Origin of the sequence: Paraburkholderia sp. BCC1886 (genome assembly GCF_900996245.1) — a bacterium.
GTDB lineage: Bacteria > Pseudomonadota > Gammaproteobacteria > Burkholderiales > Burkholderiaceae > Paraburkholderia.
Genome location: NZ_CAAJGK010000011.1, coordinates 68,425 through 89,570, shown reverse-complemented (window position 1 = coordinate 89,570; position 21,146 = coordinate 68,425). Strand labels below are relative to the sequence as shown.

At 57.5% G+C, this 21,146-nt stretch carries 17 protein-coding genes; 16 read left to right on the top strand and 1 reads right to left on the bottom strand.

The window, feature by feature from the left end; all coding sequences use genetic code 11:
• Positions 1-1,252: 1,252 nt before the first annotated feature.
• From FQ746_RS00550 to FQ746_RS00490, 13 genes are all read left to right on the top strand, one after another.
• Positions 1,253-3,196, top strand: coding sequence for a hypothetical protein (locus FQ746_RS00550; RefSeq protein ID WP_144106656.1), 1,944 nt, complete (start codon positions 1,253-1,255; stop codon positions 3,194-3,196).
• Between the two features lie 404 nt (positions 3,197-3,600).
• Positions 3,601-5,100 carry a hypothetical protein gene (locus FQ746_RS00545; protein ID WP_144106655.1) on the top strand — a complete coding sequence of 500 codons (1,500 nt, stop codon included), beginning with the start codon at positions 3,601-3,603 and terminating at the stop codon, positions 5,098-5,100.
• Positions 5,101-5,144: 44 nt separating this feature from the next.
• Positions 5,145-5,786 (top strand): hypothetical protein, encoded by a 642-nt coding sequence (locus tag FQ746_RS00540; RefSeq protein WP_144106654.1) that lies wholly within the window; start codon positions 5,145-5,147, stop codon positions 5,784-5,786.
• 1 nt (position 5,787) lies between these two features.
• Positions 5,788-6,408 carry a hypothetical protein gene (locus FQ746_RS00535; protein ID WP_144106653.1) on the top strand — a complete coding sequence of 207 codons (621 nt, stop codon included), beginning with the start codon at positions 5,788-5,790 and terminating at the stop codon, positions 6,406-6,408.
• A gap of 120 nt (positions 6,409-6,528) precedes the next feature.
• Positions 6,529-6,963 carry a hypothetical protein gene (locus FQ746_RS00530; protein WP_144106652.1) on the top strand — a complete coding sequence of 145 codons (435 nt, stop codon included), beginning with the start codon at positions 6,529-6,531 and terminating at the stop codon, positions 6,961-6,963.
• Positions 6,964-6,971: 8 nt separating this feature from the next.
• Positions 6,972-7,628 (top strand): hypothetical protein, encoded by a 657-nt coding sequence (locus FQ746_RS00525; protein WP_144106651.1) that lies wholly within the window; start codon positions 6,972-6,974, stop codon positions 7,626-7,628.
• A gap of 8 nt (positions 7,629-7,636) precedes the next feature.
• Entirely contained in the window at positions 7,637-8,332 is a 696-nt protein-coding gene (locus FQ746_RS00520; RefSeq protein WP_144106650.1) for a hypothetical protein, read from the top strand.
• A gap of 7 nt (positions 8,333-8,339) precedes the next feature.
• Positions 8,340-9,440 (top strand): hypothetical protein, encoded by a 1,101-nt coding sequence (locus tag FQ746_RS00515; protein WP_144106649.1) that lies wholly within the window; start codon positions 8,340-8,342, stop codon positions 9,438-9,440.
• Positions 9,441-9,444: 4 nt separating this feature from the next.
• A complete protein-coding gene (locus tag FQ746_RS00510; RefSeq protein WP_144106648.1) occupies positions 9,445-10,308 on the top strand; it encodes a hypothetical protein in 864 nt (287 codons plus the stop codon).
• Between the two features lie 89 nt (positions 10,309-10,397).
• Positions 10,398-11,129 (top strand): hypothetical protein, encoded by a 732-nt coding sequence (locus tag FQ746_RS34605; RefSeq protein WP_186310586.1) that lies wholly within the window; start codon positions 10,398-10,400, stop codon positions 11,127-11,129.
• A gap of 211 nt (positions 11,130-11,340) precedes the next feature.
• Positions 11,341-12,906 (top strand): hypothetical protein, encoded by a 1,566-nt coding sequence (locus tag FQ746_RS00500; protein ID WP_144106647.1) that lies wholly within the window; start codon positions 11,341-11,343, stop codon positions 12,904-12,906.
• 3 nt (positions 12,907-12,909) lie between these two features.
• Entirely contained in the window at positions 12,910-14,427 is a 1,518-nt protein-coding gene (locus FQ746_RS00495) for a hypothetical protein (protein WP_144106646.1), read from the top strand.
• A 16-nt stretch (positions 14,428-14,443) separates the two neighbouring features.
• Positions 14,444-15,856 (top strand): hypothetical protein, encoded by a 1,413-nt coding sequence (locus tag FQ746_RS00490; RefSeq protein ID WP_144106645.1) that lies wholly within the window; start codon positions 14,444-14,446, stop codon positions 15,854-15,856.
• A gap of 87 nt (positions 15,857-15,943) precedes the next feature.
• On the opposite strand, the gene FQ746_RS00485 is transcribed toward FQ746_RS00490, so the two are convergent.
• Positions 15,944-16,207 carry a hypothetical protein gene (locus FQ746_RS00485; protein WP_144106644.1) on the bottom strand — a complete coding sequence of 88 codons (264 nt, stop codon included), beginning with the start codon at positions 16,205-16,207 and terminating at the stop codon, positions 15,944-15,946.
• 216 nt (positions 16,208-16,423) lie between these two features.
• Here FQ746_RS00485 and FQ746_RS00480 point away from each other — a divergent pair, with 216 nt between their 5' ends.
• The 3 genes from FQ746_RS00480 to FQ746_RS00470 are packed head-to-tail and all read left to right on the top strand — an operon-like array spanning position 16,424 to position 21,087.
• Positions 16,424-16,711, top strand: coding sequence for a hypothetical protein (locus FQ746_RS00480; protein WP_144106643.1), 288 nt, complete (start codon positions 16,424-16,426; stop codon positions 16,709-16,711).
• A gap of 27 nt (positions 16,712-16,738) precedes the next feature.
• Entirely contained in the window at positions 16,739-18,988 is a 2,250-nt protein-coding gene (locus tag FQ746_RS00475) for a hypothetical protein (RefSeq protein ID WP_144106642.1), read from the top strand.
• Positions 18,928-21,087, top strand: a complete 2,160-nt coding sequence (locus FQ746_RS00470; protein ID WP_144106641.1) for a hypothetical protein — start codon at positions 18,928-18,930, stop codon at positions 21,085-21,087. The genes FQ746_RS00475 and FQ746_RS00470 overlap by 61 nt, the downstream gene beginning before the upstream one ends.
• Positions 21,088-21,146 lie beyond the last annotated feature (59 nt).

The window sequence follows — 21,146 nt, the reverse complement described above, 5'->3', positions numbered from 1 at the left end:
TCTACCGCACTGTCTACAGCTGTGCACGAGCAAAACACCACCACCGCTGTCCAGCGCTTTGGTGATCCCGATAACACCGAAGGCCCGAACATGAATGCCGGGCCGCCGTATGTAACACGACCATCGCGGTCGGAGCGACGCGGTCATCGCGGGGGGCGCCATAAACGCTCGGCATGGTGGAATGGTTGACACGTCGAAAAGTAGGCCCGTGAGCGGCCTACGAAACTCCGTCGTAGTCCTGATCTATTGTTGCAGTTTTGTGACACGAGCTCGTGCCCTGAAAACCCGCATCAATACTTTCTAAACGTTTACTTCACATTTCAGTCGTGCGTTTTACATACAGTTCAAACCGCATTATGAAACGCTTGTTCGGCGATGGTGCAAAGTCCGAAAATGCGAAGCGACTACCTACAAGGCGTTTCCAGTACCTTTATCAAACTTTCATTGAAAGGTAGCTTTCATTTTTGAAATGAAAACATAAGCTACAAACCCTTACTTATCGGTACTTTCGACCACAGCCGATTGTGCTCAAACGGTCGTAATTGCGCGTAATCGAAACCTGGGGAGAATTACCGTGATAGGTGGATTCTTCTACTAATTGCCGTTTCCGCGACATATTTTGCGCTCGCAAACGTTTATATTCGATTGTTATTTCCTCTTTTAAATCCATTCCGCACCGCGGAAGTTTATTTCGCTAACGGCTTTTTAGCCAATAAGCGGTATTCTCTTCACCGTAATAACGTCTTATTAGATGCAATTTTTAGCTGTAGGTAGATTACGAACATGCTGAGTTTTCCCCAGTCTTCCGCTGTCGCCGCGCCTGCATTAAACCTATCGAACACCTCTCATGACGGATGTACTGCGTCGCGAGCAAGTCCTTACGACCTCCCCGTCGCTTACCTCAACACTTGTCTCCCTTACAAGTAAATTTTTACCTGCTCCCCCCTATCTTGTAGGAGAAGAAACGCCATCGGATCCTGCCGCCCAGCTTGAATAGCCTGGTCGGATAGAGCGCCCCGAAGTACCGCTCTGTTATCCAATGGTCAAACTCTGTCTCTTTTAGTACTCCAAATGGGCCACTTTCCAACAGGCTCAGATGGAAGCTAGGCGTCTATTAGCTGGCGAGGGAGAGGGCATTTCAGCGCATCGCGATTCTAAGAAAACTGAAACCTATATCACTCTCCTGAACTAAGAGCAGATGCTTAGTGACGCGCGATCATTAACCTGTTGAAAAAACGAAGGAAGACAGACCATGGCCCTGAACAAGCCCGAAACGAACACGCAAGGTAACTCCACCATGAGCGATGCGTTCGCCCGCGGCCAGCAAGACTCACGCGGACAAGACCAATCCCAAGCACAACGTCCGCAAGCACAACGCGTACGCCTCGACAATCTGGGCGGCATCGCTCGTTTGGCACTGTCGCGTTCGCCGGCGAGCGACGTGATCACGAAGCTGCACGCGGCACTGGTCAAGGAATACGCGAAGGTCGACAAGAGCTGGGAAATCACCCTGCTGCCGATCGACCTGAACACCACGCAAACGCTGTTGAAGTCGGTGATCGTTGTCGCGACCCGCGACAATCAGAACCGCGACGTCGGCGTAGCGTTCCACACGCTGGTGCTGGACGCATCGAGCCCGGCCATCGCTCCGCGCGTGGAAATGATCAACGGCCAGCAAGTCGAAATCCTGAAGGTCGCGGGCGACGCCATCACACCGAATGCCCGTAAGGAGATCGCCTCCGTCGTGCAGCGCAGCTTCCCGAGCACGCCGCTGTTCGACGCAGCGGAATGCGTGGTGCCGCGCGACTTCAACCTCGACGACGAAGCACTGGTTTTTCAGTTGGCATCGAACGCCGCGCTGGCGTGCACGACCGAACTCGAACAACGTGCACCGGGCTACCGTCCCTTGGACTTGGGCGGCACCGAGCAAGACAGCACGCTGACGGTCACGACGACGTTCGGCAATCCGCAAACGCAGGATGTGGTCGGTGCGCCGATGCGTGGCGACATCGTGATCGAGTTCCGTGCAGGCGGTCAGCAGATCCAAGGTCAGCAAGACGCCGTGCAGCGTGTGGCGACAATCTCGCGCGCCAGCGGCTTCATGGATCTGGTGTGGGCACCGGCCGAACAGCAAACGCAGGCTTACAGCCAATGGGCGCCGCCGACGCAGCAAGTTGCGTCGCCGAACGAGTTCAAGCGTTACCTGCCGCGCTTCGTGATCACCGATCTCGAATCGCTGCAACTGCTGACGACCGAAGCGCAGCTGCTCGCGCTGATCACGTCGATGGGTCTGTTCCAAGGCAATGCATGGGCCGAAGCATGGCGCCCGCGTCAGCAAGTCGTCGGCAACGACATGGACCTGCGCGACATCGGCGCTGTGGGTATCGAAGCGAACTTCGAGAAGAACGCGAGCGGCTACGGCGACCGGGTGGACACGAAGGCCGATTCGTTCCTGCGCAGCCAAGGCCATCAGGACAACCTGATTGCCCTCCTGGCTTCGGTCGTCGAGCCGACGCCGATCCTGTCGGTGGATGTGCCGGAATGCGGTCCGCAGTCGTGGTTCAACGGCATCTTCGCTGCAGCTGGCGAGATGAACAACCCCCACGCACAGCGTATCAACGACATCATCCTGCAAGCGGCGAACACGCTGACGCACGGCAACTTCAGCCGCCACTACAACGGTGACGGACGTGTGGCGCTGGACGAGTTCAACCGCGTGCATCTGGGCTGGTACACGGACCGCTTCGGCGTGAAGCGCGACTTGCGCGACGTGGACTACCTGGCCGTCTTGAACTTCGCTGGTCACCGCGATCCGGAAGTCGTTCGCGAATGGTCGGAAACGTTCAACCTGGCAAGCCTCGACCTGAACGTGCGTCTGTCGAAGCGCAAGCAGATCATCACGGGCATCCTGGGCCAAGACTCGGTGAACTTCACGGGCTTCGCTCGTCGGGTCACCATCGAGCCGAAGTTCATGGAAGCGTTGTTGGCAGGTGCGAAGGACGCAGGTCTGTCCACGCGCACCATCTCGCCGGTGACGGATCTGAACCAGCATCAGCGCGCGGTCAACTCGTACGCAATGGGCGCTGCCATGGACATGTCGAAGGCAGGTGCTTCGGTGTTCAACCGTGGCTACGGCGCACAGCAGCAACAGCAGTACGGTGCACGCGGTGGCTTCAGCCGCTGGGCCCAGCAGTAAGCAGTATCCCGACAGCGCTCTTTCCTTGTGTGAGCGCTGTCAATGGGCATGACCCAGCTCATCAGCCTATCGGCGACGGGAAGTTTCCAGCAATGGAAGCGGGGAGACGGGAGAGCCTTCGGGCTCTTCCCTATCTTTTCTTTTTATGCCGTCTCTTTCTTTTTTTTGCTGTTTCGCAGCCCTTTTTGAGTAGAGCTTGAAAATGCATCTGATGATCATCGCACTGTTCTCCTGGGTCCCCTTGGCAGCCTGCCCGATCCTCCTCGTACGTGGCGCGAATCGCGCCTGAAACGCCGCTCAGCCATATATCACTACTTCGAGCCGTAATACAGGTCGAAATTTATTCGTGTGCTGAATCGGATGTGGCTCCCCTCAGCCGCGACGGATCGATCAAGGAGAAAAGCGTGTCGGTGCATCTCAGACTCATCAATCAAGACGAAGTATTTGACCATTTCGCTTCCAAGGAACCGATCATCATCAATGACCTCTCGGACTCGTCCGAAGAGGAAAAAGAACACATCAACAACCTCATCTTCACCAAGTACGACCTGATCAATTCCGATCTGCTGTCGAACATCCCCTCGTGTCAATGCGGCAACACTGCCGGGGTCGACAAACTGGGGGACGGCAAACGGTATCGACCGGTGGTCTGTCCCGAATGCCATACCGAAGTCACCGCACCGCATCAGCACGATCTGGAACCTCTCATCTGGCTGCGTGCACCCAAGGGTGTCTCGGCGCTTATCTCCCCGATCGTCTGGACGATGATCAGCGAGCGATTCGAGAAGAGCAGCTTTGATGTGATGCGCTGGATTTGCGACATCACCTATAAGCCTGCGGTCAAGGAACCGCCGGTCATCGAGTTTATCCGCAAGGCGGGCATTCCCCGCGGCTACAACAACTTCGTCGATCACTTCGACGAAATCATGAGCTTCATGTTTAACCTGAAGTTCTACAACAAGAAGAAGCTCTCCTCCCTCAAGCAGTTGCTGAGTGAGCAGCGCGACCGCATCTTCTCGAAGTTTCTGCCGCTACCCAACCGCTCCTTGTTGGTGCTGGAAGAAACGAACCACGGCGCGTACACGGATGCTACGGCACCGGTCGCAGTGGACGCGATCCGCATGATGGTGGGCATCGACGCACCCCTCTCGGTGCACTCGGCGCGGGTGAAGGAAAACCGCACGATCAAGATGATCATCCAGACGTCGCAGTACTACGACGAAACGATGCGGACCGTTCTCGCCAAGAAAGAGGGGATCTTCCGCAAGCACGTCTACGGCACCCGCTCGCACTTCAGCTTCCGTGCAGTGATCAGCTCGCTCACCGATGCGCATCACCACCGGGAAGTGCATATCCCGTGGGGCATCGGCGTCGCGGTCTTCGAAGTGCATCTGAAGAACAAGCTCATGCGGGATGGCATGACGCCTCAGGAAGCAGAAGCCTTCCTTCTCGAGCATGCGAACAAGTACCACCCGCAGCTCGACGCGTACTTCCAGATGTTCGTCGAACGCTCGCCGTTCATGGGCGTGCCAATCGTCTTGCAACGCAATCCGTCGCTTGCACGTTCTTCGGCACAGGCCGTGTTTATCACGAAGGTGAAGACCGACGTGGCAGACCCGACCATCGGCATGAGCATCCTGATCGTGGTTGGCTTCAACGCCGACTTCGATGGCGACCAGCTCAACGCCACGCTGTCGCTGGACTTTGTCACGGCCACGGAATTGGAAAAGCTCGCTCCGCATCAGAGCGTGTTTGACATGAACGCGCCGCGCACGGTGTCCCGCAATCTGTCCATGCCAAAGACCGTGATTGCCACGATCTCGAACTGGATGCATTGGGATGTGCCGGAAGCAGCCGATCCGGAAGTGGTCCGCCGCATGGCTTTGATCCCGGAAGCTGCCTAAGCATCCAGCCGGAACTCCCCAGAAAACCAAACAAGGAAAAGATCATGGCAACTCATGAGGGTAGCACTTCGCCCAGTGAAAGCGAATGCGGTGTGAAGGTCGTTCACAAACTGTACAACGGCACCGCAGTGCAGCTGGGTGGCTCAAAGCGGTTTCTCTTGGAGAAGGCAGAGTCCCTCCCGGGAATCGAAGGCGTTCTTTGGGCGCCGATCGGCGTGGCGCACAGCCTGCACGACGCCAACACCATCGTGCAACAAAGCGAGCGCTTCACGCTTCCCAACGGCACGCAGACGAAGCAGGTGCGGTATCGAGCCATGCCCACGCTCGTCTACCAATCGGAACCCTCACCGCTCTTTGAGAAGAACGCGCACGCGGCACTAACCGCGGCCTGCCGGGCTGCTAGTAAGGAACTTGCACCCTATCCTGGCCTCCCCTCGATCGACGAATTCGCAAAGCGTTTCGGTCTGAAGCGTGCAGCGAAGAAAGCGGCGTTCAGCATCGAGGTCCTCACTGGCGAAACCGGTCAGCAGCAGTACATGGCCATCGGGGAGACGGACGACATCGCCATCGCCGACCGTCTGCATGGGTGCTCCGAGATGGTGACGCTCCCGAACGGCGACAAGGTCCCGACCGTGCGCATCCGGGTCCTGCCGTTCCTCGAAAACAACCCCGAATTGGAGGGCTGAGATGGTCATGTTTGTACAAGGCGACTCGGCGACCTTCAATAGTCTCGTGTATGGCGCCCAGAAGCATCCTGGAACCATGGCCTTTCTCGAGAACCAGGTCCAGCAGTTCACGGGCGCGCTGACCGAGTTCGGTCAGCAGTTCGTGCAGTCGGCCGCGGGACTCTTCAACACCTTCAACGGTTCGGAGGCGATGCGAATCGCGCGGGCAGCCCATCGCAAGCTCGACTCGCTCTTCATGTCAGACACGATCCAGAGCATCTGGGATATCGGTCGCATGCAGCACGCGCCGCTCGCCATGCAGCGCTGGATCATGGCCGAGCCGACCACACGACGTCTTTATCACCAGCAGCGGATCGATGGATTCTCCGAAACCTACGTCGATATGGAACCGGGTCGCGTGGGTGAGGACCACTACGACTATCGCTTGCTCATGAATGGCGTCCTGCAAGACACCGAGGATGGTGGCTGGATGGTGCGGCACTACCTCGACGATCTGCATGCGGGTGATGTCGAGCCGGCATTCGATCAGAAGGTCGACATCTTCGACACGTTCGCGAATCTGCGTGCGTACATCGAAGCCGGAAAGGAAGATCCGACCTCGAAGTGGAACGAGAAGATGTAAGGGCAGCACACGGGCACGGAGATGACTCTCCGTGCGCCTTGCTCTTCTTTTTTTGCCGGTAGTGAGTTTGTCGGTGTGGGCAGATTTTATGTAACCGACCAACTTTATGAGCCAGCCACCATGACTACCGTCGTTCCGTCTTTGTCGACCGCTGGGTGGATCACCGCCACTGCGCAGAAAGCCGATGCGCTGATGGCGCACATCTACGAATCGATGGCGAACCAGTCGTACACGTACGCCGGGAGCGTCACCAGCATCCAGTCGATTATCCAGGCGAACGCCGGAAACATGCCGAAGACCTGCAGTGCATTGCAAAGCGCACTTGAGGCCTATCTCGGCCGGTACTACGACTCGGTGCTCGCGCAGGTCACCAGTGATGACGTGACGGCTGGCAACACGACGAGCCTGATCACGGTGTCGATCTACGCCCAAGTCACAGAGAACGGCGTCACCTATCCGTATTACGGCCTGGTGCAACTCGCTGATTCGAAGTTCCTCAAGGCGACCAAGCTGAACAACAACGGACCGTCGGTGGCTTCGACTGTCGTCAACTAGGCAAGATTATGAGTACCGAAACCAATGCACCCGCGTCACTTCAGCAGTACGACGACATCGTCCGTCCTGGTGGCAAAGGCGGTCCGCATGCCCCGAAACCGGTGTGGATCGATAGCTGTTTCAGCCGTATCAACGAATCGATCATGAAGGTGGTTGCTTTCGAGCAGCACGAGTACCTTGAGAACAAGCGCTTGCCGCACACGCTCAGGCACTTCGAGGTCTTCGTCAAGCCGCATCTTCTCGCATCGGGCGACATCATTGTGATGACCCGCTTTCCGATGGCTTCGGATCTGGCGTTCGTCGCAAGCTTCAAGCCGATCTTCGAAAACGGTCACGACGCGATGACTGCTGGCCCGGCCGAACCCGACGTGAAGGTCATCGACTACGAGGTCTTCTGTTACCAGGAAAAGGGACGTTTCGCCTACGACAACGTTCCGGTGTCGCCGAGCCCCGCAGCGCTGAATGAGCTCAAGCGCCAAGTCGCTGCTATCCCCTTGCGTGCGATGCAGTTCATGCACTTCACCTTCCTGCGTCCGAAAGCTGCCGAGACGTTCGACGACCCCAATGGCTACCTGCAACAGATCCAGCAACGCATGGCAGCGCGCACCAGTGCCGCTCGTCAGGCCGCTGAAGCAGACGACGGCCCCACACCCGTCAAAGACTGAGGTTTCCTATGCCGAACATCTCCAGTGCGAACAAGCTCTTTCCCGAAGCTGATCGCTTTGCTCCGGGCGCACAACCGGATCAACAGGCGTTGTGGATCTCGATGGTCGCCAGCAGCCTGACCGACATTGCGAGTGAGGATGTCGCCCGCCTGCCGGAAGACGAGTTCGTTCACGTCTTTCTGCCGTTCTTCGAGATCTATGTGAAGCACCTCGCGGAGAACACCTCCTACGCGCAGCTCACGAAGGATCTCGCGCTCCTCAAGCACAAGGTCGGCATGGCTGACTGGATCTCGATCGCGGGCACGCCTTACAAGGGCGTGGATGTGTTTGACAAGAGTGGCGCCGTGCTCTTTCGCGTGCCGCCGGTATTTGAGTACCAGGGCGTCAATCCTGTACGGGACGTAAATGACCGCAGTCAGGCACCGCTTGGCGAAGTCATGAAGACCGCAGATCAGTACATGCAGATCCACCCCGCGCAGGGTACGCAGTTCATGAATGTGGCGCTGGCCCAGCGTCTGCGTACGATGCGCTCGGGACAGCATCTCGTGCGTCACGTCCTCGCATGGAACGCCATCATGGCGCGCTACAACCGTCCGCCGCTGATTGCAGACCCTCGTGCCTCGCAAGTGACAGCACCAGCTGCTGCAGCGAACACGCCGACCAACCCTTCCTCCGGAGAGGACGTCGAGTATGAGGACTTCTGAACTACGCGTGGCCACGATCTCGGATATCCATCTGGGCGCCTCGCGAACCGCAACGCATGGAACGATTGTGGGTCTGGATGCAGCCTTCCCCGATAACGCGGAGACGGCTGCGCTTGATCTCATCTGTTTGGTAGGAGATGTCTTCGATCAGCTGCTCACGCTGAACGATGACGACGTGGCGGAAATCAAGCTGTGGATTGGACGGCTCTTGCGCACCTGCAAGAAGCACGACATCTTGCTCTACGTGCTGGAAGGCACGCCGAGTCATGACCGGCGACAGTCACAGCTTTTCGTCACGATCAATGAAGTGGCAGGCATTGGCGCTAATCTCAAATATGTTCAAGACATCTCCGTCGAGTACGAACCCGCCCTGGATCTCTGGGTTGGGTTCGTACCCGATGAGAGTGCGCCGACAACAGACCAAACACTCAGCCAAATCCACGCCCAGATGCAGGAAAAAGGCATCGAGCAGGTCGATCTGATGTTCATGCATGGTCAGTTTGAGTATCAGCTGCCCGCCCACGTCAAAGCCCAGAAGCATTCGTCCGAGGCCTATCTCGCCATCACCCGGTGCGCGATCTTCATTGGTCATGTGCACAAGTACTCGTCGTTCGAGCGGATCTACGCACAAGGCTCCTTCCCCCGTTTAGGACACGGCGAAGAGGAACCTAAGGGTCACCTGCGCGCCGTGATTCATCCGAACAACGATACCGACGTCACGTTCGTCGAAAACACCACCGCACAGAAGTTCATCTCCGTGCGCTGTATCGATCAGCCCGTGGAGGACGCGCTGATGGAGATCGAGCGCCGCGTGCGCGACCTGCCAATGAATTCGGCGGTACGCGTCGTGGCAAATCACGACCATCCCCTCTTCGCGGACATGGACGCTCTGAAGCGGCTTTATCCCTTCTTCATCTGGAGTAAAAACCCGATCGACCCTGAAGAGGAGGAGATCCAGGGACTGGGCGATATCGACGAGGAAGAGTTCGTCCCCATCACGATCACGCGCGAGAACATCACAGAACTCCTGTCCGAGCGCCTGGTAGGCATGGGCATCACTCAGGAGCTTCTCATGATTGCGCAAACGAAGATCAACGAGATAAGGTGAAAAGATGGATTTGAATCCCGGCATTTCCGCCCGCGCAGTGGGCCAGTATCCCGTGTCGATCTCGACATCACTCGCGCTCGAGGGAGCTTTCGGGATTCATCCAGATCTGCCACCCGTGAAGTCAGCACCGATTCTGGAGTACGAGCAACTGTTCGTGAACATGCGCACGTTGTTCCGTAACTTCCTCGGCGCCATGGACAAAGTCTCGGGTGCCATGGTCAGTCCCGATGAAATCGCGATCACGCTCAATGAAGAAATGGAGCAGATCACCGAGATCGTGAACGAGGGATCGAATGGTCGTTGCAAGCCGGTCTTCTATCTGAGCAAGTACAAGGGCATGGCGCAAGCCTATCCGTACGCTGCGTTTCGCGTTGACAGTACCGATCGGATGAAGGCTAACGCCGTGATTCTGAAGCAGACGATGGCACTGATCGCGCAGCAGAACCGGGACCGGGATGACCCGATCCTCATCTTTGATCGCAAGCTCACGCCCGAGAAGGTCCCTGCCCCCAAGACGCTGATCATCACGCATCACGCGTATGACCTTCTCTCCTATCGCGCCTTTCGCAGTCTCTCGCTGCTCGAGTCACACACGGGTCGCATTAAGGACCGGGCACTTTGGTACACGAAGTACAGCAATGGTCGCGAACTCGCCCAGATCCCTTTCCGGGAAGACCTGATTCAAGTCATGGGCGATGGCGAAACGTTCCGGACGCTAGATCCGAAATTACGTAAGGAGGTGCTCGAACTTGCAACTCGGTTTAACTGGTCAGCCGTCACTACGTCAGACCGGATCCGCTTCTGCGCGGACTTCATCAAGGACGCGCCGAAACGCGACCTTTTCAAGAGCTTACTCGTCGCGCCTTAACACGATAGCGCGGAGTTTTTTTATCCAACGTGAGTATCGTTTGTCACCCCCGCCAAACGAAAATCCGAAGAACATCAGGACATTGAATCATGAGTGATTTCCGACCCGCACCGCGAGAGAAGAACGCGTTCGACAACCGTAAGTTGCATCTGTCGACACCGTGTCCGACGGCCAAGGGCAAGTATTCGAGCTTGCAGCTCAACCTGTTCAAGAACAACCCCCGTATCACCGTCTACACAAACGACCCCGATGACCAAGGAGCCGACAAGCAGTACGGCAAGATCACCGCGAACCTCGACGCCGTCGTGTTCATGGTCTTCCTGCAAAAGCTGAACTCCGTCCTCGAAGCGCCGGCGGGCACCGAAGACAAGGTGAAGATCGAGAACAAGAACTTTATCTTCCCGGGCGGCAAGCGCAGCGAATCGCCAGTCGTCGTCTCCGAGTTGCACTGCGGCAAGGACGCTGAAGGCGTGGTGTGGGTGTCGGTCACCGCGAAGGACCGCCCGCGCATCAAGTTCCCGTTCGGTTCGAACGACTTCCACGCCTTCTTCCACAAGACGGGCGAGCAATACAGCAAGGGCGAGTGCTCGGTGCTGTTCGCCAAGGGCTGGATCAAGCTGCTCGAAATCATGATGGCTGTGATGCTCTGCGACAACTACGTCGAGCCGGAGAAGAAGCCGGATCAAGGCGGTGGCGGCGGTGGTGGCCAACGCAATGGTGGCGGCAACTACAACCGTGGTGGCAACAGCAACTACGGCGGTGGTGGCGGCGGCGGTAGCGGCGGACGCCAGGAAACCGTCGACGAAGACATCCCCTGGTAAAAACGAATTTTCAATAAGCCAATCAAGGAGCTGACCAACGCAAAACGCACGGTCAGTTCCTTGAGCCGCCGTCTCAGTTCGCTGGGACGGCGTGAATAACAAGCCCTATCACCAAGCACATGCTCGAACAGTATTGCGCGCGATTGAATTCGATTTCGGCGATATATCACCGAACTAGACACTGTCGTTACTGTTCCTGAGGAGATCAGTTTTGGAACTGCAAATTGGCAAACTCGGTTTGATTGATACGAGCCGTAGCGAGGTCACCCTGTCGCATCGCGGGGAAACCATCGACTGGAACATCAGCGATTTCAAGACCATTATCAAGGAGCTTGAGTACAACATCTTCGAGCAGATCAATCAGTACTGGGCGACGTTGCCCATGGAGAAGCAGGATCAGATCTTTGCAACGTATCGCGAGATCAAGGACGTCTTTGGCGAATTCTTCGAGTCGGAGGAGCTGAAGCTTCGCTTGTACAAGCTCGTCGCACAGCTCTACGAGCACAACAGCCTGTCCGACATCAAGCACTGGATGGATTTTCGCAGCAACATCTACTACCCAAGTGATCTGAAAGAACACTTCGTGCAGTACGACATGCCGGGTACGCGCGAAGGCACGTATCTGCGCGAAGACTATAGCTGGCTCGTGGCTATCTCGATCTCGCTGCGCGTGATTCTGCCGGTCTGGGGCGAGTTCATCGCTCGCACGCGCGAAGAATCGGGAACGATCTGGAAAGAGTACTACGCGTTCCAGTTGCTCTCCCGTACGGATCTGGCGAACTCCGAGCACATGGATCGGCTACGCGCGTACGTCGAGTCGATGATCCCGAGCGACAACAAGCTGATCGATGTTGCCAACAGCGCCCACGTCTTCAAGGGCATCTCTGTTGAGGACTATCCGTACCTCGTGGTGGGGCTCGTGCTGGTACGCAAGCTATCGATCGGTGACGTGCGCGGCACCGACCCGAACTCTCATCTCGTGAGTCGCATCTTCAACTTCATCAAGTACAAGACGCGCGGCAATTCCGATAGTGGCTTCAGCGGGATCGTGAAGAAAAAGGAAGTCGAGGGTCGAAACCAGGATAACGCCGAGAACCAGCAATCGAAGCTCGAGAGCTGCAAGGTCAAGTTGCCGGTGTCCGAGGGCAAGATCGCCCCGATCTCGTTCTATGCGCGCGACATGCGCCGCATTGCGCTGGCCATTGCGCCGGACATGCCGCTGGAATATCTCGACATGTCCTTCGAATCCGTGCGCTCGCTGGAAAACGAGATGACCTACAAGGAACAGAAGCTTCTGGCGATGTTTGCACTGAAGCCGCGCAATCAGCTGCAGCCTCGCGGTCAGCTGCATCTCGTACGCCTCTCCAGCCTCCAGGCAATCGCAGCCGCACAAGCGATCTACTGGCACAAGGGCTATCCCGAACTGGCCGCTTTGGTAAGTGCTGTTGCCCGCAAAAACGAGGACGTCATGCATCTGACTGCTTCGGACTCGAAGGCACGCATTCCCGCGCCCATGCTCGATGAACTGGCGAAGTGGTATCCGCATCCGCGACGCCAGTCGGGCAAGCAGAAGAGTCCACGTCTGCCGACATCGGCTGAAGTGGCAATCGATTCGTTGACGAAGGGCCTCAGTGAGCACGACTGGCGCTTGACGTTGCCGTCCGAGTGGGTCGGGCAAGTCACACAGAACCCGCGCGATCGCCATTACGCCGTCCCCCCGAACATCAAAATCAAACTGGCGCAACTCTCCCTTGCGCTGGCACAAAGGAGCTTCTAAAAAATGAATGACCACAGCACGCCGTCGAGCATCACTGTCAAGCGACTCCTCCTCGCTGAAACTGGCACGTATAACCCGCAGTACCGTCGGCCGTGGGAAACCAACGTGCAGGGTTACACCCTCGATGCACTGGCCAACTCACTGGACCAGACCCGTCGCTTCACACCGTCGCTGCTGGCCGGTGTGGCGAACCAGGTGATCGCGCCGTCGGCAACACCCGAATCCGCGATTGGCATCGTTGGTGGCTGGGGCGAACGGCGTTTGCGCTTCATGATGGAAGTGGAGATCCGCCAACGTCTGTCGGGCAGCATGGCCGTGGTGATCGTGCTCGGCTATACGGACCACCCTGGCATCATCATCCACACGCAGTCGATCGATCCGCGCATGGAGTTCTACATCAACTCGATCGTGCAAGTTCGGCACACGGTGGAAAACACGCCGTTCGGCAACCAGATCTATACGAACGTGGCAGAGAACGCACACGTGCTAGTCGATTCGAGCTACATCGACACGTACACGCCGAACAAGATGCATCGCATGCGTCCGGAAGACGTCTACGCATCGATGGAACTGAACCATGTGACCGGCTTGGGCGACGTGCATGACACCCGCACGGTCTTGTCCTCGGTTCCGGTGGCATCCCGCCGTGGGAACAACATCGCGGCGGACTACGCGGCGAAGCTGCTCGACACGTACAAGACCGCGTCGATGGAAAACGAGTTCGGCGTCCAACAGGAACAGGACGTGTACGAACAGGCCCGGGGCTACGCGCAAGAAACGGCCGTGGCGCTGAACCCGTTCTTCTCGGCGATGCAGAAGGTGCGCGACGGGCAGATGTCGAACTTCTTCGTCTTCCAGGATCTGCTGCGACTGGATCCCAATGTGGAGCAACGCACGACGGTCGCGACGCAGGGGAATACGAGCGCGGCCGGCCCGGGCAACGGCAGCATGCACTTCGCGAATGCCGGTCTCTCGCAGGACTGGGGTGGCTCGGACCGTCTGACGCAAGTCGCCACCATTCTGAGCCAATCGGTACCGGCGCTGATGATGGACCTGACGCTCACGCAGTTGGTGTTCACGACCACCAATCGTCGGGTGCTAACGGGCGCGATGACTGGCAACAACCCACTCGATCCGTCAAGTCGCGTGAGCACGATGATCGCCAACGCCGAAGGGTTCAGCTCGCAGGACTTGGGTCCGTACGTGCAGAACTTCATTGTCCGCCTCGAGCACATGATCCTGAACGACATCTCGGACCGAAACGGCATCGATTTCTATATCGAAATGCGGGCGGATCTGATTGGCGAAACGTGGATTCGTATTTCGCTCGACGGCGGTCCGATGATCGACTACGTCACACCCAGCTTCGCCGATGCCTTGCTCGTGCCGGTTATCACGAACAACCATCAACTCTCGTCGACGCTTTCGCAGGACTTCGAGCAGATCTTCCATCACCTCACCGACCATCACGGCATGCCGGGTTCACCGGCTGGCGATCGCCCGAAGTTCGGCGTGATCTAAAAAAGGGAGTACGAAAGTGGTTTCACTAATCGCGTTATACAAACAGTTGATGGCCACCGCGAACCTGGTGGTCACCAGCGACAACCTGGTCTCGGGCAGGTTGGGCAAGCAGGCCCATCCGGTGCTGATCAAGGGCAAGCGTCTGGCGTTGCCGACGCAAGAGCATCTGGCCAACCCGGACAAGTCAGCGATCGTGCTGTTTCATCCGTTGGCGGAGTCCATCACCCGCGGCGAATCGGAAGTGCTCGAGAAGTATCGCTCCTTGCTGATGCTGCGCTTCAACATGGTGGCGGCCGAACTGATGGCGCAGCTGCTCTCGATTGCGATCTCGCAGGACGAGCACGCGAAGCTCTCGCCCGATCAGTCGGAATTCCTGTCCAAGGTGAAGACCGTGGATGCGAAGACCTACGATCTGTTCAAGAAGATCCTTGGCGCGATGCCGGCCGATCAGGCAGCTCGCCGGATAGTCGGCATCTTCCTGAAGAAGACCGGCTCGGTTGGCGGCAAGCGTCACAAGCGTGTCGGCGTCGTGAGCTTCCCGCTCTATCAGGAACTCAAGCGTGAAGGCAGCGACATCTGGGGCATCAAGTGCCGGGTGAAGGACAAGGAAAGCCTGATCGCCCTGATGGAATTCATGTTCCCGCAAATCGAGGTTGAAGGGTCCTACAACCGGGGCTCGGATTCCGATGTGGCGCCGAACCTGGATGCCTTGATGCAAGCCGCACTCGCGATCGTTCTGCCGTTGAACGACATCACGAGCACGTTCGAGAACCAGCTGGGCGATGAAGAACATCAGGGCAACGAGTACTTCATCGATTGCGACTGGCAGGACACCTTCGTCAATCTCGGCGTGATGCTGAAGGAAATCCGCAGCGTACCGATGCAGGCAGGCAACGAAGGGGCAAGCGGCGAAGCACCGAGCGCAACCCCCGCAGCGTCGACCACTGCACTGCCCGCGTCGTATCCGCAGGCACGGGTCGCAGAACCGACAGTGGTGACCCATGCAGCAGCCGCACCGGCAGCAGTAGCTACGCCGGTAGCCACGGGACCGGTCGACACGAGCGGATCTCCAGCAATCGGCAATCGTCAGGGCCTCGACAACTTCCTGGCTGAGCGTGAAGCAACGCGACGTCATCAGGAGTCGATGTTCCGTGGTCAGCCAGCTGCCCATCACCAGCAACACGGCCAACAACATCAGCATCAGCAAGGTCCAGGACCGGGACAGATTGCCCACACCGGCCGTGGGTTGGACTTCGCATCCGTGATGGCTGCCCGTCCGGCTGTGGCTTACGCCGCGGGTGGTCCGCCGCCGTACCAGGCGCCGGTTCAGCAACAGGGATCGCGCTGGTCACAGCAAGCCTCCGGTAGCTATCCGCAGCAGCAAGGATGGCAAGGCGGTGGTGGCTATGGTCGCTCGCGTGTGGTCTGAGTGTGACCTGACGGCATAAAAGGAAAAGAGGGGAGCTTGTGCTCCCCTCCTCCCCGACTTCTTTTTTCTTTGTCTGCTTTTGACCAATCAGGAACTGCTCGTACTGCTCGTCTTCCAGGCGCTTCGCAGTTGTTCGAGCGTGGTCGACGACGGGATGAGCAGTTGGGTGACGCCTTCCGTGAATTGATCGGGAGACGTGTAGTCGTTCAACCGCATCGTTACCCAGTGGTACTGCAGCGGCATGACGAGGACCGTCTGCAGGTATCCAAAGAGATCCTGATCATTCTCCCAGACCTGCTGGGCCGACACGGTTACCAACGTCGTGGTGTTGACGTTACGCAGATACGTCATGTGGTCCTCAAGGACCTGGCGGAAATCCGCGTCGTAATAGTCCGTGGGACCGGTAGCCACCATCAGATTAAAGATCGGTGGGGTCGCAAGCGTCGTGGTTGTAGTGGTGGCCATGGTCAAGGAAGCACAGAGATTGAAAAGAGTTTCATTGATATATCACTACTGTGTTGTCGGACCAGTAGTGGGTATCAGCGACGCACAAACAAGGAAAGCATCATGCAAAACAAACCCATCAAGCTGAGCAGTCTGAGCGATCTCGCTCAGGTCAAGGACAGTTTTCCGAAGGCAAAACCCGTCACACGCAACCGGCATCTGGCTGAGCATCCAGTCGATCCGAACTTCGATCCGGAATTGAATCCGCATCAGCGCAAACAAGCCAAACGCATCCGCTTCGACGAGCAGATGACCGACCACGAACATCGGGCTGCCAGCGACAGCTCGCTGCAGCAATCGCACAAACAAACCAATTCGAGCCTGTCTGGCGCCCACGTCAACCGCAAATAGTCGGTTCACGACAAGGAAGGCAACAAGATGGAACAAAGTCTGAATGTAGGAAGTGAGCCTATGACTTCAGCACTGCGTCGTGCCGGCGTATTGCGTGAAGAGCCGAACGAGCTGTTCGCCGAGTTGCTCAACGTCTGTAGTTTGAATCCGTGGGACGGCCACGATTCGGCCGCGCGTAAGCAGATGTTCTCCTCGCACCTCGGTCAGTGTCTGGTGATCAATGGCTCAACCGAGCGGCGCTGTCAGGCGGGTACCGAGCGCGACTTCGCCCGCTACACGTTCAAGACCAAGGTCCCGGTCGACTGCGAAGTGATCAAGGTGATTGATCGCTATCGCGAGACGTTCGGTCAAGACACGTTGCTCAAGCGCCGGCAGGACAACCCGCACAGCGTGATCATTTACGAAAACATCCACACCAAGGAAATCGGCTGCATCAATGTGACGTCGCACACGTCCTATCACTCGTATTTCGGCTTCCAGAACCAGATCAAGCCGGACCTTTCGAATGTGCGTCAGGGAAGCTTCCTGAAGGAAGGCACGATCCTGACCGACTCGCCTTCAGTCACCGAGACCGGTGGCTATAAGTACGGCCGCGAAGTCAACGTGGCCTACATGAGCCATCCGGCAACCTCTGAGGACGGCATCCTCATCAGTCAGGAGCTGCTCAAAGAATTTGGCTTCAAGAAGTACGAGACGCGCGTGGTCGAGTTCGGTACGAAGTCGTATCCGCTCAACCTGTATGGGGATGAGCACACCTTCAAGGCGTTTCCCGATATCGGCGACGTGATCCGTGCTGACGGCTTGCTGATGGCGCTGCGCCCCTATGACAAGGATCCGCGCAGCTATGACCGCGAACTCGCAATCGTCGAGCAGAGTATCTACGACCTGATGGAGCCGGACAGCACCTTCGACAAGCCGATCTATGCCGATGGCGCTGGTGGTCGCATCGTGGACATCCGGGTGCATCACGACAACCAGGTGAACAACTCACCGACGCCGGTCGGCATGGACGCGCAGGCAGAGCGCTATGACGCGGCACGGCGCCAGTTCTATTCCGAAATCGTCTACGAATGGCGTCGCCTGGAGCGCGAACGCAAAGAATCGTTACGACTCACGCCGGAGTTTCACCGGCTGGTTGTGGAAGCCCTGTCCGTCGTCCAGGAAACGAAGGAACGCATCTACAAGCTGCACCGCAAGGCACCGCTCGATGACTGGCGTATCGAGTTCACAATCGAGTACGACGTCACCCCGACGATCGGCTTCAAGCTGACCGACACGCACGGCGGTAAGGGCGTGATCTGCAAGGTGGTGCCACGCTCGCACATGCCAGTGGATGCCGACGGCAACATCGCTGACATCGTGATGGACCCGAACTCGACCGTCTCCCGGATGAATCTCGGCCGGAAGTACGAGCATTACATCAACGCCCATTCGCGTGATGTGGCGAAGGTCATCCGTGGACTCTTTAATCTTGCCGAAGGGGACAAGAAAGCGCTTCAGCACGTGCAGGAAATCGAGGCGAGCAATCGTGCGGTGTTCAACCAGGCGTGGGAATACCTGATGGGGTACTACGAGATCGTCTCACCGATCATGCATTCGTGGTTCACCAGCGGCAAGTACATGCAGACCCACGCGGAGCATCTGGCCGAGGTGGTCAAGACAGGCATCTACATGTTCCTGCCAACGCACAACCCGCGCGAGTCAACCGACATCGTGCGCATGCTTGAAGGCCACTATCCGTCGACCTACGGACCGGTGAGCTATGTCGGCAACTCGGGCCGTCGCATTACGACCAAGGTGCCAGTGCGTATCGGCAGCGTCTACTTCATCTTGCTGGAGAAGATCGCGGACGACTGGACCGCAGCCTCGTCGGGCAAGACGCAGCATTACGGTGTGTTGTCGCAGGTGACGAATGCGGACAAGCACTCCCTGCCCTATCGGTCTCAGCCGATTCGCGCATGGGGCGAAGCCGAGTTCCGAATTCTTGCAGCGTACGTGGGGCAGCGTGCTGCGGCCGAGATTATCGACCGTAACAACAATCCCCTCACGCACAAGGCGGTACTGGACGCGATCCTCGAAGCGGACGAGCCGACCAATATCTACAACGCGGTGGACCGCTCGGTCATCCCGTTCGGTGGCTCCAGACCGTTGCAACTCGTCAAACACATCCTCGCCTGTGCAGGGCTTGAATTTGTGTTCCAGCCGTATGAAGCGCCATGGAAGGACTCGGACCGTACCCACGTTCCGATCATGACGCCGTCCGAGACGTTGCACTAAGACCGGTCCTGTCGCGCTTCGGGTTGCCCTCACCTGAAGCGCGTTACGACCCAAACAAGGAAAAAACAATGCGTCGCATAGCCGCAAGAACATTGCTGGGCATGACAACCGAAGATCTTTGGGGATCGCTCGTTGGGCGATTCATTCTGGTTTTCGATGATGGCGAAATGGAAGTGAATCACAGAGGTACGGTCTACTCGTCCTACGCGTGGGACTTCCATCGCCGTTATCCGAACACGCCCCTGCTCAAGAAGCATCACGTTGACACGATCCTGAACGGCAAGCGACTCGGATCGAACACCCATCTGGAACTTCTGGCCAGTGTGGTGTGGGATGTATTTGATGTGTATTGCCTGCCGAATGAAAACACAACGCTGCTGGTCGTGAATGACAGCAATGGTCGGGCGGTGACGCTCGATGATCTCGCGAAGATGACCTACGAGATCATGAACCACATGTACAACGATCTGACGTATAAGACCGAAGAATATGTGGTGTCGCTGGACGTCGTCGACTTCGTGCAGATGCTCGATCATCCCAAGGTGGTCGAAGCACGGATGCCACTCGTACAGGTGGCGGCGGACAAGGTCACGGACCGCATGCTCGATGAAGCCTATACCCAGGCAGGCAAGGTCATCAAGGATCCGGCCGAGTTCCCGAATAACCCGCTCTCGCGCGCCGCACTGGCCGGGACCGTGAAGTTCGATCAGTTGCTCCAGTGCGTCGTGGCGCGCGGCAAGCTGACGGATATCGATTCGAACGTGTTTGATCACGCGATCGTGCGCAACTACACGGAAGGGCTGCGCAACTTCCGTGACTCGCTGATCGAATCTCGCTCGGCCGCGAAGTCGCTCATCTTCTCGAAGTCGCCGTTGCAGCAGGCCGAGTATTTCTCCCGTCGTCTACAGCTGATGTCGATGAACGTGCAGAATTTGCACCGGGGTGATTGTGGGTCGCAGCAGTACGTGACCTTCCCGGTGCGTGAGGCCGATCTCGGACGACTGGCCGGCAAGTTCTATCTGGATGAGGAGACGAACACGCTCAAGGTCGTGCGCCGAAGCAGCAAGGAGCTGATTAACCAGCGCCTGAAGATTCGGTCAGTGATGGCCTGTGCACATCCTGACCCTGTCGGCGTGTGCGCAACCTGCTTTGGTGAGCTGGCGAACTCGGTGCCGGATTACACGAACATCGGTCACATGTGTTGCATGTTGCTGACTGAGAAGTCGTCGCAGGCCGTGTTGTCCGTGAAGCACTTGGACAGCTCCGCGAACATCGAAGCAATCGTCCTAAGTGACGGCGACAAGTTGTATCTGCGAGTCGGGTCGGACGACAACTCCTATCTGATGGCAGATCGCCTGAAGGCCAATCCCGTGAAGCTGATCATCGCTGCGGAGTCCGTGCCGAACATCAACGACGTCAATGAAATCGATTCCGTCGACAACCTGAACATCACGCGGTTCTCCGCTGTCGAGGCGATCGGTCTCGTGGTGGGCAAGGAAGGGGAATCGCACGGCACCGATGTCATCACGACGATCAGTGGACGTAAGGCGTCGATGACGCACTCGCTGTTGCATCACATCCGGCGCGTGGGATATCGGATCAACTCCGAAAACAACTACGTCGTCGATATGACCGACTGGGACTGGTCGCTGCCGATTCTGGCACTGCCGCTCAAACACTTCAACATGTCGGATCACTCACGCGACATCGCCAAGATGCTCGAGTCGAGCGTGAAGATGATGCAAGAGCGCGACAAGAACGTGAAGCCCAACGATGCCCTGATCGAGCTCTACGATCTGGTCAACAGCAAGCTCGACGTGAACTTGACCGTGCTCGACGTGGTGATGCTCGAGGCGATGATCGTCTCGGCGGAAAGCGGCGATTACTCGTTGCCGAAGCCGTGGACCGATCAGGGCTTGGGCGTGATGTCGCAGACGATGCTGCATCGCTCCCTGTCTGCGGCGATGGCCTTCGAAGACCACCGCGAAACGCTCACGGATCCCATCAGCTACATCAGCAAGAATCGCATCCCGCATCCCTTCGATGCTTTGCTAGTCCCACGGGAAGTCTTCGAATACGAAGATCGTATGCGGCGATGAAGTATCGAGGACGACACATCGACCTCGACCCGCGGGTGATTCTCGCCGTCGTGATTGCC